The sequence below is a fragment of the Pseudalkalibacillus sp. NRS-1564 genome, from assembly GCF_050467905.1.
GTDB classification, from domain to species: Bacteria; Bacillota; Bacilli; order Bacillales; family Guptibacillaceae; genus Guptibacillus; species Guptibacillus hwajinpoensis_B.
This window is the reverse complement of record NZ_JBITPM010000030.1, coordinates 15,972-29,442: the sequence shown is the minus strand read 5'-3', so window position 1 is coordinate 29,442 and position 13,471 is coordinate 15,972. Positions and strand designations below refer to the sequence as shown.

Annotated in this window: 19 protein-coding genes; 3 read left to right on the top strand and 16 right to left on the bottom strand. The window is 43.4% G+C overall.

Features of this window, described 5'->3' with window-relative positions; genetic code table 11:
* The first annotated feature begins 319 nt into the window (after positions 1–319).
* From hemQ to gerQ, 3 genes are all read left to right on the top strand, one after another.
* Positions 320–1,066: a hydrogen peroxide-dependent heme synthase gene (gene hemQ, locus ACIFPW_RS14230; RefSeq protein WP_430245216.1), complete on the top strand. Its 747-nt coding sequence runs from the start codon at positions 320–322 to the stop codon at positions 1,064–1,066.
* Positions 1,067–1,234: 168 nt separating this feature from the next.
* Complete coding sequence (locus tag ACIFPW_RS14225; RefSeq protein WP_283153319.1) at positions 1,235–1,666, top strand: cell wall hydrolase; 432 nt, start codon at positions 1,235–1,237, stop codon at positions 1,664–1,666.
* A 20-nt stretch (positions 1,667–1,686) separates the two neighbouring features.
* Complete coding sequence (gene gerQ, locus ACIFPW_RS14220) at positions 1,687–2,136, top strand: spore coat protein GerQ (RefSeq protein ID WP_283153318.1); 450 nt, start codon at positions 1,687–1,689, stop codon at positions 2,134–2,136.
* Positions 2,137–2,262: 126 nt separating this feature from the next.
* Here gerQ and ACIFPW_RS14215 read toward each other — a convergent pair whose 3' ends face one another.
* The 16 genes from ACIFPW_RS14215 to fliR all read right to left on the bottom strand — a co-directional run bounded on the left by ACIFPW_RS14215 (position 2,263) and on the right by fliR (position 13,469).
* Positions 2,263–2,631, bottom strand: a complete 369-nt coding sequence (locus ACIFPW_RS14215) for a DUF423 domain-containing protein (protein ID WP_194219551.1) — start codon at positions 2,629–2,631, stop codon at positions 2,263–2,265.
* 115 nt (positions 2,632–2,746) lie between these two features.
* The gene (locus tag ACIFPW_RS14210; protein ID WP_430245214.1) at positions 2,747–3,976 is read right to left on the bottom strand and encodes an ABC transporter permease; all 1,230 of its coding nucleotides are present in this window, start codon (positions 3,974–3,976) and stop codon (positions 2,747–2,749) included.
* Positions 3,973–4,671, bottom strand: coding sequence for an ABC transporter ATP-binding protein (locus ACIFPW_RS14205; RefSeq protein ID WP_430245212.1), 699 nt, complete (start codon positions 4,669–4,671; stop codon positions 3,973–3,975). Before ACIFPW_RS14205 ends, ACIFPW_RS14210 begins: the two co-directional genes overlap by 4 nt.
* 48 nt (positions 4,672–4,719) lie before the next feature.
* Complete coding sequence (locus ACIFPW_RS14200; protein ID WP_430245210.1) at positions 4,720–4,962, bottom strand: helix-turn-helix domain-containing protein; 243 nt, start codon at positions 4,960–4,962, stop codon at positions 4,720–4,722.
* 2 nt (positions 4,963–4,964) lie between these two features.
* A complete protein-coding gene (locus ACIFPW_RS14195) occupies positions 4,965–5,111 on the bottom strand; it encodes a YvrJ family protein (protein WP_194218329.1) in 147 nt (48 codons plus the stop codon).
* A complete protein-coding gene (locus ACIFPW_RS14190; protein WP_430245207.1) occupies positions 5,108–5,671 on the bottom strand; it encodes a sigma-70 family RNA polymerase sigma factor in 564 nt (187 codons plus the stop codon). The genes ACIFPW_RS14195 and ACIFPW_RS14190 overlap by 4 nt, the downstream gene beginning before the upstream one ends.
* 156 nt (positions 5,672–5,827) lie before the next feature.
* Positions 5,828–6,265 (bottom strand): YaaR family protein, encoded by a 438-nt coding sequence (locus tag ACIFPW_RS14185; RefSeq protein WP_194218327.1) that lies wholly within the window; start codon positions 6,263–6,265, stop codon positions 5,828–5,830.
* Positions 6,262–6,699, bottom strand: coding sequence for a DUF6115 domain-containing protein (locus ACIFPW_RS14180; RefSeq protein WP_430245205.1), 438 nt, complete (start codon positions 6,697–6,699; stop codon positions 6,262–6,264). The genes ACIFPW_RS14185 and ACIFPW_RS14180 overlap by 4 nt, the downstream gene beginning before the upstream one ends.
* A gap of 14 nt (positions 6,700–6,713) precedes the next feature.
* On the bottom strand, positions 6,714–7,499 hold the full coding sequence (locus ACIFPW_RS14175; RefSeq protein WP_430245203.1) for a FliA/WhiG family RNA polymerase sigma factor: 786 nt from the start codon (positions 7,497–7,499) through the stop codon (positions 6,714–6,716).
* Positions 7,500–7,529: 30 nt separating this feature from the next.
* On the bottom strand, positions 7,530–7,931 hold the full coding sequence (locus ACIFPW_RS14170; RefSeq protein WP_430245201.1) for a MinD/ParA family ATP-binding protein: 402 nt from the start codon (positions 7,929–7,931) through the stop codon (positions 7,530–7,532).
* Between the two features lie 188 nt (positions 7,932–8,119).
* The gene (locus tag ACIFPW_RS14165; RefSeq protein WP_430245198.1) at positions 8,120–8,392 is read right to left on the bottom strand and encodes a P-loop NTPase; all 273 of its coding nucleotides are present in this window, start codon (positions 8,390–8,392) and stop codon (positions 8,120–8,122) included.
* On the bottom strand, positions 8,385–9,392 hold the full coding sequence (gene flhF, locus ACIFPW_RS14160; RefSeq protein WP_430245196.1) for a flagellar biosynthesis protein FlhF: 1,008 nt from the start codon (positions 9,390–9,392) through the stop codon (positions 8,385–8,387). Before flhF ends, ACIFPW_RS14165 begins: the two co-directional genes overlap by 8 nt.
* Positions 9,334–9,555 (bottom strand): hypothetical protein, encoded by a 222-nt coding sequence (locus ACIFPW_RS14155; RefSeq protein WP_430245194.1) that lies wholly within the window; start codon positions 9,553–9,555, stop codon positions 9,334–9,336. The genes flhF and ACIFPW_RS14155 overlap by 59 nt, the downstream gene beginning before the upstream one ends.
* Positions 9,552–11,585 (bottom strand): flagellar biosynthesis protein FlhA, encoded by a 2,034-nt coding sequence (gene flhA / locus ACIFPW_RS14150; RefSeq protein ID WP_430245191.1) that lies wholly within the window; start codon positions 11,583–11,585, stop codon positions 9,552–9,554. The genes ACIFPW_RS14155 and flhA overlap by 4 nt, the downstream gene beginning before the upstream one ends.
* Before the next feature lie 2 nt (positions 11,586–11,587).
* Positions 11,588–12,688 carry a flagellar biosynthesis protein FlhB gene (gene flhB / locus ACIFPW_RS14145; RefSeq protein ID WP_430245188.1) on the bottom strand — a complete coding sequence of 367 codons (1,101 nt, stop codon included), beginning with the start codon at positions 12,686–12,688 and terminating at the stop codon, positions 11,588–11,590.
* Positions 12,633–13,469, bottom strand: a complete 837-nt coding sequence (gene fliR, locus ACIFPW_RS14140) for a flagellar biosynthetic protein FliR (protein ID WP_430245186.1) — start codon at positions 13,467–13,469, stop codon at positions 12,633–12,635. Before fliR ends, flhB begins: the two co-directional genes overlap by 56 nt.
* Positions 13,470–13,471: the final 2 nt, after the last annotated feature.

Here is a 13,471-nt window from a genome sequence, read left to right as displayed (position 1 = left end):
GACGAATCAAAAGGGACTATAGTAGTTTTCAATCTTAATTCTCTTCTAAATATAAGCTAACGTAATCGTATTTAAACATTGATACTGATTTACCATCGGATTTCTGAATATCTTTTTCATTCAATCGTCACTCTCAATCGCTTTTAAAGAGGTACAAGTATTGGTATAGTAGGTAGTGGATATAGGGAAACTTCCATCAAAGTGGGCATTGAATGATTTGCGCTGATGGTTAGTTGAACCAATCGGACCATTAGGGGCAGTTGCTGTATGAATGTAACCTGCCTTATTGGTGTGATAAAAGATAAGGAGTGAATCAGATATGAATCAAGCAGCAGTTACTCTCGATGGCTGGTATTGCCTTCATGACTTCCGTACTATGAACTGGACGGCATGGAAACAGCTTTCAAGCGAAGAACGTGATCTTGCGATGAATGAATTTCTAACGTTCCTTGAAAAATGGGAAGTCACAGCAGGCCATAAACAAGGAAGTCATACGCTTTATTCCATCATTGGTCAGAAAGCGGACTTTATGTTAATGCTTCTCCGCCCAACTATGGAAGAGTTAAATGAAATTGAAAATGCTTTTAATAAAACGGCATTAGCTGAATATACGGTTAAAGAATACTCTTACGTATCTGTCGTTGAGCTTAGTAACTATATGGCTGGAAAAGATAGCGACCCTGATAATGACCCGCGCATTCAGGCCCGTTTGAAGCCAGAATTAGCAGAAGCTCCTTACGTGTGCTTCTATCCAATGAACAAAAAGCGCGAAGGAAACGACAACTGGTACATGCTTTCAATGGACGAGCGTCGTGAAATGATGCGTAGTCACGGACTGATCGGCCGTAGCTATGCTGGCAAAGTAAAGCAGATTATCACAGGCTCTGTTGGCTTTGATGACTGGGAATGGGGCGTTACGCTTTTCGCAGACGACGTGCTTCAGTTTAAAAAGCTTGTCTACGAAATGCGCTTCGATGAAGTAAGCGCTCGTTTTGGTGAATTTGGTAGCTTCTACGTTGGAACGCACCTACCGAAAGAGCGCCTGCCTCAATTCCTATACGTTTAATAGAAAAAATCCCTTCTGACACTTTATTGTCTGAAGGGATTTTTTGTGTATCTGAGTGGTCCACGTCAAAGTCATATTCCTTCAAATTGCACATACAATGAGTTACGTAGAGTCATGGCATCTTTCTTACTTCTTGCACATGGGGTACAACTGAGATGAGGTGTGGCTATGGCGGTGATTCAGACGAACGAAAATGATGTAAACCTTTTGGCTCGCTTGATGCGTGCAGAAGCAGAAGGTGAGGGGCAATTAGGAATGCTGATGGTAGGCAATGTAGGGGTAAACCGTGTAAAGGTGAGATGCCTTGATTTTAAGAACATCAACACGATGAACAACATGGTTTATCAGAGTCCCGGCGGTTTTGAAGCGACTCAGAAAGGCTACTTTTACCAACGAGCACGCGAAAAAGATAAGCGTCTTGCTCGCAAAGCCATCAAAGGGATGAAATACCATCCTGCCAGCAACTCTCTCTGGTTCTTTAAACCAGGCGGCACCTGCCCTGACCAGTGGTATAACCAGTGGAATGCAGGACGCTTCAAATCCCACTGTTTCTACAAGCCTACCGAAAGTGAATGTGCAGACGTGTACAACAGCTTCTAAGAGAATGCTTAAGGAGGGTTATGATGAACAATCAATACTGGAACACTTCACCGTCACAAAACCAGGGGGGCGGCTATGGTCAAATGCCGCAGCAAGGGCAAGGCGGACAGATGGCACAGTATCCTTCAGGCTATCCCCAAGGCCAGCAGGTTCAGGGAGCATCAACACAGGGAGGCGGAGGCTTTCCAGGACAGCTACCCGTCGAGCAATCATACATTGAAAACATCCTGCGCCTAAACCTTGGAAAAATCGCCACCGTGTACATGACTTTCGAGAACAATGAGAAATGGAACGCCAAAGTATTTAAAGGAATTGTAGAAGCAGCCGGAAGAGATCACATTATTCTATCCGATCCTCAAACAGGCAAGCGGTATATTCTACTCATGGTTTATTTGGACTATATTACATTTGATGAAGAGCTTGAATACAACTACCCTCTTCAACAAACGACGCAATATTCTCCGCGATAGCGGGTATAGAAAAAGCTGCCGGATTTCCGGCAGCTTTTTGTTTTGGCCAATAAACCGCACCGGCCTGCCACGGTTCGACAAATAGCGGGCGGTGACAGGCACCATCAACCGCCGACCCCCGCACCTCTACGCCTTAAACGCAGCCACAACAACCAAAATCCAGGCTGTAATAAACGCGACGCCGCCTAGTGGAGTAATTGCACCAAGGATCTTAATTCCGCTCAAGCTAAGCACGTACAAGCTTCCGGAAAAGAGGACGATCCCAGCAAACATGAGCCATCCAGCCCATTGCATGAGCCCTGCTGATTGAAGCTTGTCAGCAGCAATGGCTACACCAACTAAACCAAGAGCGTGATACATGTGGTATTGTACACCGGTTTTAAACGTCTCTAGCATTTTTTCTGATAGTCTTCCTTCTAATCCATGTGCCCCAAATGCGCCTAGTCCAACTGCAAGTGCCGCATTAATCGCACCAATAATTAAAAATACCTTTATCACATTATCCGCTCCTTCATCTGAATCTACTCTCCCATCATAGCGGAAAGCGCTTGATCGAAGCAACGAAATCTCGAATTGTTCATACACCTTTCGATTTATGATAAAAAACTTTTTATGATTGCATGTTTCTATGAACGATCTGGAGACTCTCCTTAAATACAAACCATCCGCCTGGCGGAAAGAGTACGACTCCTAGCCAACCTGGGAAGGCAATCCCCGTCACGATACACAGTAGAAGAAAACATGGCATCGACACTAGTTTTAATGCTTGTTTCCCCGCTTCCTCTTGGATCGATTGATGCCATTGAAATAGATTGGCGTAGCTGCTAGATGAGAATTCACTCCAGTCTGCCCTTGAAAGGCCAATCAGCGCATAGAGCGCAAATAGAAGCACGACCACTTTGACAATAAGAGGTAACAGTAATATCGCCGCTGTACCCCAGCCAATGACTTGTATATAGTACTGAACCTTCCCCATTGATCGAAGAAGCCATTTCAAATAAACGTCTCTCATTCTAACTTCTGGAGACTTTTTCTTACTGATTCGCCCAGATCCTCTAAAAAGCATAGGCTGCTTTCGAGTGAAAAGGGGCATTGGCGCAACACCTACTCGCCCCATCAAAAATTTCGTCACGCTCTGCTTATGCCCGCGCTCCATCACCACATCATGGAAAAAAGTCCCTTGCATATTCATTCGTGCTCGTAACTGAACAAGTAAAAGGAGAAGCAAACTTCCTCCTCCAAGAGCAACTGCCCATTCATACCGCCATCCTATCCCACTCATGAGAAGCAATACGATGATCGAGATCAGGTTCACTAAACCAATCGGGAGCCATTTCACCCAAATAGAAGGAACAAATAACTCTATAAAATACCGGCTAGTTTTTATATTCCAACTGACTAAAAGGACAAATAGGCCTGTGACGGCACATTGCTCTATGCCCAACCCCCATCCTGTAATAAGCAAGGGTAAAACAAGGGTCATTCCAATGATCGTCGCGACCAGTCCTTTTAGAAGAGAATAGCATATTCCCCATTTCTTTAATCCGTCCATAAGACTCACATTTTGCAACAAATAGACTTGATCAGCTTCTTCTGTATACAGTCGTAATGTCCAGAAAGTTGCAACTATAAATAACGGCAGAACCGCCAACTGTTCCGGTACTTCCGCGAGCCATTCAGGCGGAAGAATCCACCAGGAGCGGTAGTACGCCACTCCAATCACGAGACCTGGGATAAGAATATACAGCCATACCGTCCAATCGAGTGCTGAGCGAAGATCTCGGATTTTATAACGCTGATCGTCACGTTCGCGTTGCCACCATAGCTGGAACGACGTCATATTCGTTGCTCCATAAAGGCATCAACACAATCAAGAAGTGAACTTTCCCGAGCGCCTGACTGCTCTCGCATGTCTTCAAGCGTACCTTGAGCAAGAAGCGTTCCGTTTGCGAGCAGAACGAATTGATCACAAATTCGCTCTGCCGTATCAAGCACATGCGTACACATTAAAATACCTGCTCCACGAGACCGCTCCTTTTCAATAAGCGCGAGAAAATCCTTCGTAGCGCGCGGATCTAGTCCAAGAAAAGGCTCATCAATGATATAAACATCCGGCTTGAGCATAAAAGCCGTTATGAGCATCACCTTCTGTCGCATTCCTTTTGAAAAGCTTGACGGTAGGTTATGGATTACGTGCTCCAGTTGAAAATAGCGAATCAGTTCTTGAGCTCGCTCTTCCCATTCCTCGTCTCCAAGAACCGCCGCTGCAGCAAGCTCCAAATGCTCCCACAGCGTTAAGCTATCATAGAAGACGGGTTGCTCTGGCACATACGCATAGCGCGATCCTTTCTCAAACGTCACGCTTCCTTTCCACTCTTTCAGTAGCCCTAATATCGTCTTGATTGTTGTGCTTTTCCCAGCTCCATTTGAACCTAATAAGCCAAGAAGTTCGCCGCCTTTCACTTCAAATTCGATCAGACGAATGGCGCTATCTTTCTTTTCATAACCTGCTTGTTCGATTTCAACCTTAAGCATCCGCTTCACCTCTACCTCTTTATACGGAAGAAAAAGGGAAAAAGTTTCTTACCCCTTCCCTTTTTGATCTTCAATAAATTGTTCAAAGTTTGGCACATCCTCCATATTGTATTTTTCCACCGCTTCAAGAACTTTTAATACTAATTCCTGACGCAAATCATCTCTGTTTTGAGGGGAAGTTTGCCTGAGCTCTGCTTCAATTTTCTTCTCAAATTGATGAATAATAGCGCCGAGTTCTTCTTTCTCTTCCTGCTTTGCCTGTTGTAAAAGCGTATATAGTCTTTTCTCCATAGTCATCCCTTCTTGTCAGTTTCCTGATCCGCCACCGCACTTGTTAAATCATCAATTTTCTTTTCTAGCCGCACGAGTAAATATAGTGAAACGACGATCGGAAATCCAAGATCTCCAATAATGGCATTAATCACCGTAGTTATGCTCATTTATCCCCCTCCTTTCCTGCTTCTCTTAGCTTCTCAAGCGCACGTTTACGCCTTCTGCTCGCTGCCTGTTGAGAAATCCCCGCCATTTTTGCAATCTCCGTATCAGAAGCTTCATATCGGTAAAAAAGTTCAAGAACTTCCTTCTGTTTTGGCGTTAATCGGGTATATCCTAAATAAAGTGATTTCTGCTGAAAACTTTCGGCAAATGAAATCGTTTCACCACACGTTTCCGTACTTTCAATGAAATCAATCCAGGCATCACCAGACATACCTACAGGCTGATCGAGCATAAGAGGAAAGCGAAGGTGCCCAAGTCTTCGCTTTCGGTCAAAGTTGATGGCCGTGTAGCGAATCAGCTTCGTGACGTAAGCAATAAAACGAATTTCTGTATAGTACTTTTGAAAAAGTGAATTGAGCTTATTTACCGCCTCACGATCCTCTGATGCATATGCCTCCATAAAGCTTGTCCAATGCTTCTCTTCTTGAATGAATGACTTAAATAGGAGATTTCCTTTTAAATCATCATACATTTGATTTGTTAAACGACATCCATTCTTCATCCTCACCTCTCCTTTCTCTGTCTGTAGGAATGAAAGTATCCTGGAAGCAAGAAATCACAACCATCATTTCGAACGTATGTTCTTGTTTTAATTATAGAAAAAACTCATGCAAATGACCATGAGTCAATACTTCCTTTTTTAGGTGGGTCGTTTGAACTAGAGAGAAAGATCAACAAGTAGTCCCTTTATTTCACCAACAAGCGATAATAAGGTCATTCCATTCTTCTCTTTTTCTCTCATCTCTTCTTGCAGTTCAACGAGCTTGTTCTCTACTGTTTCTACAAGCTTATACGTTCGATTTCTTCCATAATGGTCCATGCTGTTTTTCTCAGATAGCGTTAGCCCCTGACTTACTGCTTCCTCAAGAAACTGTTTCACCATTCGCTTGTATGCCGATAAGTTCTGAAACGTTCGTTCCTTTCCAAGCAGCTCCCCCTGACGATCAATTTGCTGTAGCAGTCGCTTTAGTTCCGCTCCCTTCAGTTCCTTTGATGCTTCCTGAATCACTGATTGAAACGCTACCTGCTTGTTACCTTTTGGGAGATCCATTTTTAAAGAGTCCAGTGACGTTTGGCCATGCTGCTGAATTTTCATCGCTGTTCAGACCTTCCGTGAATATTCACAATCAGCTCAACTTCGCCGACACCACAATTAAGGATTCTTGCAATATCCGTCACCGAAAAACCCTGTGAATGAAGCTGAAGAGCTTTTTGATTGCGTTCGTTGTTAGCAGAAGGGTGCTGGATAATGACCGGCTTCATTTGCTCCTCCACCTCAGGCGATACGGTCTTCCCATGTTCTAACACACGAAGCCGCGTATCAAGCTGGTTTTCACGTTTATCAACGTAAGATTTCACTTCAGTCATCAGTCGATCATTTTCTTCCTCTAGCTGTTCAATATACACTTCCATCCCCGTGGCGATCTCTTCACTTACATCTGAACTCTTCGTTTGCTTTAGAAACAAGAGAACAATACATAGAAAGCTCACGAGATGAAGGGCAATACTTATAAAGATAAATGGATACATGGAAATCACTCCGATTACATTGATTGAACGTGTTCTTTATTAGCTCGGAGGACACCCTTCATCCGAAGGAGCGCTCTCGAGTGTAGTTGCGAAATTCGGCTTGTCGATAAACCTAAGATTCTTGCAATCTCTGTAAGTGTTAACTCTTCAAAATAAACAAGAGAGACAACAAGTTTTTCTTTCTCAGGTAGACGTTCAATCGTTTCAGCTAGTAACTCTTTAATAAAATGTTGGTGCAAATGCTTTTCTGGTAAATCAGCTTGTTCATTTTCAATTACACTATAACGCTCAATTTGCTGCTGATCGTCATCGTGCACGGGCTCGTCTACGGAAACCATTGTAGACAGAGAAGCATCTTGAATCACCAGCTGTACTTCTTCAATTGTCATACCAAGATACTCTGCTACATCATGGTCGCTGCTTGACGTTTGATTTTGCTGTTCTAAAGCAGCGTAGGCTTCTTCAATTTTACGTGCTTTGTCACGAACGGAGCGTGGCACCCAATCATTCTGCCTAAGCCCATCAATGATGGCCCCTTTAATGCGCCAGCTGGCATAAGTTTCAAATTTCAAATCACGTTCTGGCTCGAATTTTTCAAGTGCATCAAGAAGCCCTTGATACGCGAAACTATTAAGATCATCACGCTGAACGGATGACGGAAGAGCTGCCGCATAGCGCTGTACAGCGAAATCAACGAGCGGACGATAAAGGGCAATCAATTTGTTACCAGCCTCTTCATTCTTCTCCTCTTTCCATGCTCTCCAATATTCGATTGTCTGTTTATCCATTTTGGGTTTCATGAAGTTCACCACCTGAAAAATTCTTCCCACTTATTTATGAAACAGCATCTTTGTTAGAAATCCTTTTACACCAAGCTTATAATTTGAAGGAAAATCTAGATAAGCATGAACTAAATCATCTATGGCCTTCGCTGCTCTGGAATTTGGATACTCTAGTAGATAAGGCGACTGAGCAATCACCGCTTTACGAACGATAGGATCATCCGGAATCCATCCGAGTACATCAATCGACTTATTCAAAAATTTTGCAGAGGCTTTTTGGAAATTGCGCGCTGTACGCTCTGCTTCCTCAGTATTAGTAGATCGATTCACAATTAACTTAACAGGTAACTGAGCATTTCTTGTATGTAATGCTTTTAGAACGCCATAGGCATCTGTAATAGACGGTGGCTCTGGATTAATCACAAGAAAAACGTCATCCGCTGCCTGCAAAAACCGGATCCCTTCATAGGAAAGGCCCGCTCCCGTATCGAGAATAATGTAATCGACTTTGCCTTGAAGAGAGCCAAATTCCTGGAAAAAGTGATTCTGCTGATTGCCTGTTATAGTTAGGATCTTTCCAATTCCGTTTCCACCAGCAATGTATTGAAGACCATTTACTCCTGTTTCAATGACAGCATTTAAAGAGAGTTTTTTTCCAGCATGGAAATAAGCGTTTCTTTAGGCGTTACACCCATGAGCACATCAATATTCGCCATGCCAACATCTAAATCAAAAATAATCACTTTCTTATTAAGCGCTGCAAGACTGAGGGCAAAATTCAGTGATACATTCGACTTCCCCACGCCGCCTTTTCCACTTGTCACAGCAATAACCTTCGTCTTTTTCCCACTAGCATTCGGATGAATTCGCTTCATCACTTCTTCCCGCAATTGGTTTGCCTGATCAGACATTCACTCGCTCCCTCATGACCAGATCAAGAAGGAAATCCGGTGTTGTTGTCACCATATCATCAGGTACATTTTGTCCTGTCGTTAGAACCGAGATCGGAAGTTTGTATTCTTCCATCAAGTTAAAAATGGGGCCGCGAACTTTTGTTTCATCCATCTTTGTCATCATCACCTCAGAAATACCAAGAGAGTGAAAATTATCGGTGATCGATTTCATATCAGAATAGCGATGTGTGAGGCTTAACATAAGCGTGATCGATAATTCTTGACCGGATAGCAGTTCTTCAAGCTGTGAAACGTAGCTGTACTGCTGATAGTTGCGTCCCGCTGTATCCATTAGAATGACATCACATGATGAAAGGTTCGCTAGAGCTTGACCCAAATCCGCAGGAGACTGAACGACTTCTAGTGGAATACCGAGAATATCAGCATACGTCCGAAGCTGTTCAACTGCTGCAATCCGATAAGTATCTGATGTAATCAGTCCCACAGATTGACGCTCTTTTAATAATAAATGACCTGCTAGTTTTGCGATCGTTGTGGTTTTTCCTACGCCTGTTGGGCCAACGAAGCATCTTAGCTTCTTCTTTTTTATTCCTATATCAGGATAATTCTTGATTCGCTTTGCGAATTCCTGTCTCATCCACTCAAAAGCATCTTCTTTCGTGTAAGTAGGGTATGATTTTGATTTAATCATTAGTTCCGCCATCACTCCTGAACGAATCTCATGAGAGAATTCCTGTGCTTCTAAATACGTTTGAACTGGCTTTAACTGTTTTGGTAGCCGTTCATTTTCCATCAGCCGCATCATGATTTCTTTCATAGACTTCAGCTCATCAAGTACATTGGCTTCAAGCGCCTCCCGTCGTGGCGGCGTTTGTTTCTCTTGAATCACCTCTGGACTTTTTTCAACCCGTTCAGGCGTTTCTTCACGACGCTTTTTTTCAGATTGCAATAGCGTGGCAAATTCTCGAGTTTCTTCCTTCTCTACCTTTTTTTTCATCAAGGGCAGCGAGCACTTCTAGACGCTGTTTTTGGAAAAAACCAAAGATCCCGCCCACTTTCACCTTTTTTGTATTTAAAATAACGGCTTCCTGACCAAGCTCCTGCCTTATCAGCGGCATTGCTTCGCGAAGATGGCTGACTACATAGCGTTTAATCTTCATGGTAGATTAATCACTCCTACACTTTGGACTTCTACATCGGGTTCTAATTCACTATAGGAAAGGATCATCAGCTCCGGCATGTAACGTTCGAGAAACTGACGTAAATACATGCGTATCGCTGGTGACGTTAGTAGAATTGGCTGAATACCTGACTGCTGCAGGCGGCTTACTTGTTGAAGTACTTCCTGGTAAATGGCCTGTGACGTTTCAGGATCAAGCGCAAGGTAGCTTCCCTGATCAGATTGCTGAACAGATTCTGCGAATCGCTTCTCCAATCTGGCCCCAGCTGTTAACACTTTAACCGCTTCGCCAGGCACGGCGACCTGAGATGTGATTTGGCGTGATAGCGACTGCCACACGTATTCAGCTAGCACATCCGTATCTTTCGTTCGAACTCCGTTATCAGCTAACGATTCTAGAATCATATCGAGCGAACGAATGGATACTTTCTCCTTCAGTAGTCTCATCAACACCTTTTGAACATCCCCGATTGTAAGGATATTAGGGATTAGCTCCTCAAGCACTGCAGGAGACGATTCTCTCACATTATCAAGAAGATGCTTCACTTCTTGGCGACTTAACAGCTCATGCGCATGACGCTTAATAACTTCCGTTAAGTGCGTTGATACTACAGAAGGTGGATCCACGATCGTATATCCTGATAGCTCAGCGCGATCCTTCATTTCTTCTGTTACCCATAAAGCAGGAAGTCCGAAGGCTGGTTCAACTGTTTCGATCCCTGAGACTGTTTCATCTTCAAGTCCGCTACTCATCGCAAGATATTGGTTTAATAGCACCTCTCCACCTGCAACACGGTTTCCTTTGATTTTAATAACGTATTCGTTTGGCTCAAGCTGAATATTATCGCGGATGCGAATAACTGGAACAACAATTCCAAACTCAAGTGCGATTTGTCTTCGAATCATAATCACGCGATCAAGAAGATCACCGCCTTGCTTTTGATCAGCAAGAGGAATTAATCCGTAGCCAAATTCAAACTCAATCGGGTCGACCTGAAGAAGACTTGTGACGCTTTCAGGCTTCTTCATTTCTTCTACTTCTTCTTGACCAGCAGCTAGCTCAACTTCCTTCGTCTGATCAAGATTCTTCTGCATCGTCCAGCCGCCATAGACGAGTAATCCTGCGATTGGAAAGGTGAGAAGCGGGTTTATGGGAGTTGCAAGTCCAAGGAGCGTAATAACCGCTCCAACAACGTAAAGCAGCTTTGGATATGCAAAAATTTGTGCAGTAATATCTGAACCTAGATTGCCGTCTGATGCCGCTCTCGTTACGACGATACCTGTAGCAGTCGAAATAAGAAGAGCTGGGATTCGACTGACAAGACCATCACCAATCGACAGCAGCGTAAAAGTAGTTGCCGCATCACCAACTGGCATGCCGTGCACAACCATGCCGATAATCAATCCGCCAATAATGTTAATCAACGTAATGACGATTCCAGCAATCGCATCCCCTTTTACGAACTTACTGGCCCCATCCATTGCCCCATAAAAATCAGCTTCGCGCTCAATTTTCTGACGTCTTTCTTTTGCATCGCGATCTGATATCATTCCTGCATTTAAATCAGCATCAATGCTCATCTGTTTCCCCGGCATGGCATCAAGTGTAAATCGAGCACCAACCTCTGCTACTCGTTCGGATCCTTTTGTAATAACGATAAATTGAATAATAACAAGAATAAGAAAAACAAGGAGTCCGATGACAACACTTCCGCCAACAACGAAAGAACCAAACGTTTCAATAACCTGTCCACCTGTTTTATTCGTCAGAATGGATCTTGTAGTCGAGACGTTCAAACCAAGTCGGAAGAGCGTAGTCAGCAATAAAAGCGATGGAAAAATCGAAAATTGTAGCGCTTCTCTCGTATTCATGGCGACAAGGATAATTGTTAAAGCAAGACTAATATTCAGCATAATAAGAAAATCAAGTAGGAGCGGAGGGAACGGAATAACCATCATGATCACAATCATAATGACAGAAACGAGCACGGCATAATCTTTTATTTTCATTGTTAGTTCCCTCCTCCCGGGTAGCCTTTTATGCTATAAACGTACGCGAGCACTTCTGCAACAGCTTTGAAAAGATCCTCAGGGACGCCGTCACCTATCTCTACCTGGTGATAGAGCGCTCGAGCTAGCTGGACGTTCTCTGATGTTATGATGTCATGCTCTTTTGCTTTTTCTTTAATTTTTAGCGCAACGAAGTCCATTCCTTTTGCCACAACTGTCGGTTTATCCATTTCTTTTGGATCGTACTTAAGCGCAACAGCAAAGTGTGTTGGATTTGTAATGACGACGTCAGCATGGGGAATTTCCGAGATCATCCGGTTCATTCCAAGTGCGCGCTGCTTTTCTTTAATTTTTGATTTAATGAGCGGATCGCCCTCGCTCTTTTTATATTCATCTTTAATGTCCTGCTTCGACATTCGGATGTTTTTTTCGAAGTCATATTTCTGATAAACATAGTCTAATAGGGCAAGGAATAATAATAGAATTCCAACAGCTAAGCCCGTTTGAACGATCAATGAACCAACAAGTGCCATTGCTTCACCGATCGACTTTTGCGAAATGAGCATCACTTCGTCTCGTTTATTCCAAAGAACAATGAAGGTGCAAGCTGAGATAAACGTAATTTTTATTAACGACTTTAATAGTTCGACGAGCGTTCGAGCTGAGAATATTCGTTTCGCACCTTTTAATGGGTTAATTCTTTCAAGCTTTGCCTGAAGGGGATCTGTGGAAACGAGAAATCCCACTTGCATATAATTTCCTAGAACTCCCATGACGAGCGAAATTCCCATAAGCGGGGCTGCGATCATTGCCGCCTGCCACACATTTTCTTTAAGCATGCGATCAACATTCTGTTCTGTGAGCGTCCAATCTGTAATCTGAACAAGATTGCCTCGAATCATGGACTCGAGGCTTTCAATCATCCACCCACCAATGAAAGACATAAACAGAAACACACCAATCATCATAAAGGCGGATGGAATCTCAGCACTTCTCGCCACCTGACCCTTTTTACGAGATTCTTGCTTCTTTTGTGGTGTTGCTTTCTCAGTCTTTTCTTGTGAAAAGAATTGGAGATCCATTTGTAAGCGATAAGTTCGCATCGTACTGCCCACCCAGTATTTGAATAAGCTGCCCCATCGTAGCGAGCATTTCTTGAAAAACCCCTCGCAGTAAAAAGAAAAATGTAGGAATCGTCACTAGAATAAGCACGAAACCGACAAAGATTTTTAACGGCAAACCGACAACGAAAATATTCACCTGAGGTACTGCTCTCGCAAGAAGGCCGAGCGCCACATCCACAAGAAAAAGGGAAGCAACGATCGGTAGCGCGAGCTGAAATGCTGAGAAGAACATCCCTGCAAATACTTCAGCGATAAACTTTGCAAGGGACTGACTATCCGCCTGACTCAGCAGCTCATCAGCTGGTAGAAGTTCATAGCTTCTAACAAGCCCGTCTAGCATCATGTGGTGACCATCAACGGAAACTAGAAAGAGAAGAGCAAGCATGTATTTGAAATTCCCGATAATCGGTACTTGAGCTCTTGTCTGGGGATCGATTACGTTTGCCATCACAAAGCCCATTTGAAAATCAATAAACGCTCCCGCAACCTGAACTGTATACAGGATAAGGGAGGCAATAAATCCAAGTGATAGCCCGATAAAAAGTTCTTTTAAAATAATGATCACGAACGCGAGATCAAGCGTTAGCTCTGCATCAGTACCTAATCCGGCCGTGACGATTAACGCAAAAAAGAAACCAAGTCCAATTTTGAAGCGGTTTGGAACGCTTCGTGTTGAGAAGATCGGCGCTGTTATAAAAAAAGATGTCGCCCTCATAAACACAAGCAAAAATAAGGGAAGGGCGTTAATGACACTTTCCATAT

Excerpts from the sequence above, each read along its gene's own strand:
- hemQ (WP_430245216.1), top strand. The coding sequence starts at position 320 with ATGAATCAAGCAGCAGTTACTCTCGATGGCTGGTATTGCCTTCATGAC.
- ACIFPW_RS14225 (WP_283153319.1), top strand. The coding sequence starts at position 1,235 with ATGGCGGTGATTCAGACGAACGAAAATGATGTAAACCTTTTGGCTCGC.
- gerQ (WP_283153318.1), top strand. The coding sequence starts at position 1,687 with ATGATGAACAATCAATACTGGAACACTTCACCGTCACAAAACCAGGGG.
- ACIFPW_RS14210 (WP_430245214.1), bottom strand. The coding sequence starts at position 3,976 with ATGACGTCGTTCCAGCTATGGTGGCAACGCGAACGTGACGATCAGCGT.
- ACIFPW_RS14205 (WP_430245212.1), bottom strand. The coding sequence starts at position 4,671 with ATGCTTAAGGTTGAAATCGAACAAGCAGGTTATGAAAAGAAAGATAGC.
- ACIFPW_RS14200 (WP_430245210.1), bottom strand. The coding sequence starts at position 4,962 with ATGGAGAAAAGACTATATACGCTTTTACAACAGGCAAAGCAGGAAGAG.
- ACIFPW_RS14195 (WP_194218329.1), bottom strand. The coding sequence starts at position 5,111 with ATGAGCATAACTACGGTGATTAATGCCATTATTGGAGATCTTGGATTT.
- ACIFPW_RS14190 (WP_430245207.1), bottom strand. The coding sequence starts at position 5,671 with ATGAAGAATGGATGTCGTTTAACAAATCAAATGTATGATGATTTAAAA.
- ACIFPW_RS14185 (WP_194218327.1), bottom strand. The coding sequence starts at position 6,265 with ATGAAAATTCAGCAGCATGGCCAAACGTCACTGGACTCTTTAAAAATG.
- ACIFPW_RS14180 (WP_430245205.1), bottom strand. The coding sequence starts at position 6,699 with ATGTATCCATTTATCTTTATAAGTATTGCCCTTCATCTCGTGAGCTTT.
- ACIFPW_RS14175 (WP_430245203.1), bottom strand. The coding sequence starts at position 7,499 with ATGAAACCCAAAATGGATAAACAGACAATCGAATATTGGAGAGCATGG.
- ACIFPW_RS14165 (WP_430245198.1), bottom strand. The coding sequence starts at position 8,392 with ATGTCTGATCAGGCAAACCAATTGCGGGAAGAAGTGATGAAGCGAATT.
- flhF (WP_430245196.1), bottom strand. The coding sequence starts at position 9,392 with ATGAAAAAAAAGGTAGAGAAGGAAGAAACTCGAGAATTTGCCACGCTA.
- ACIFPW_RS14155 (WP_430245194.1), bottom strand. The coding sequence starts at position 9,555 with ATGAAGATTAAACGCTATGTAGTCAGCCATCTTCGCGAAGCAATGCCG.
- flhA (WP_430245191.1), bottom strand. The coding sequence starts at position 11,585 with ATGAAAATAAAAGATTATGCCGTGCTCGTTTCTGTCATTATGATTGTG.
- flhB (WP_430245188.1), bottom strand. The coding sequence starts at position 12,688 with ATGCGAACTTATCGCTTACAAATGGATCTCCAATTCTTTTCACAAGAA.
- fliR (WP_430245186.1), bottom strand. The coding sequence starts at position 13,469 with ATGGAAAGTGTCATTAACGCCCTTCCCTTATTTTTGCTTGTGTTTATG.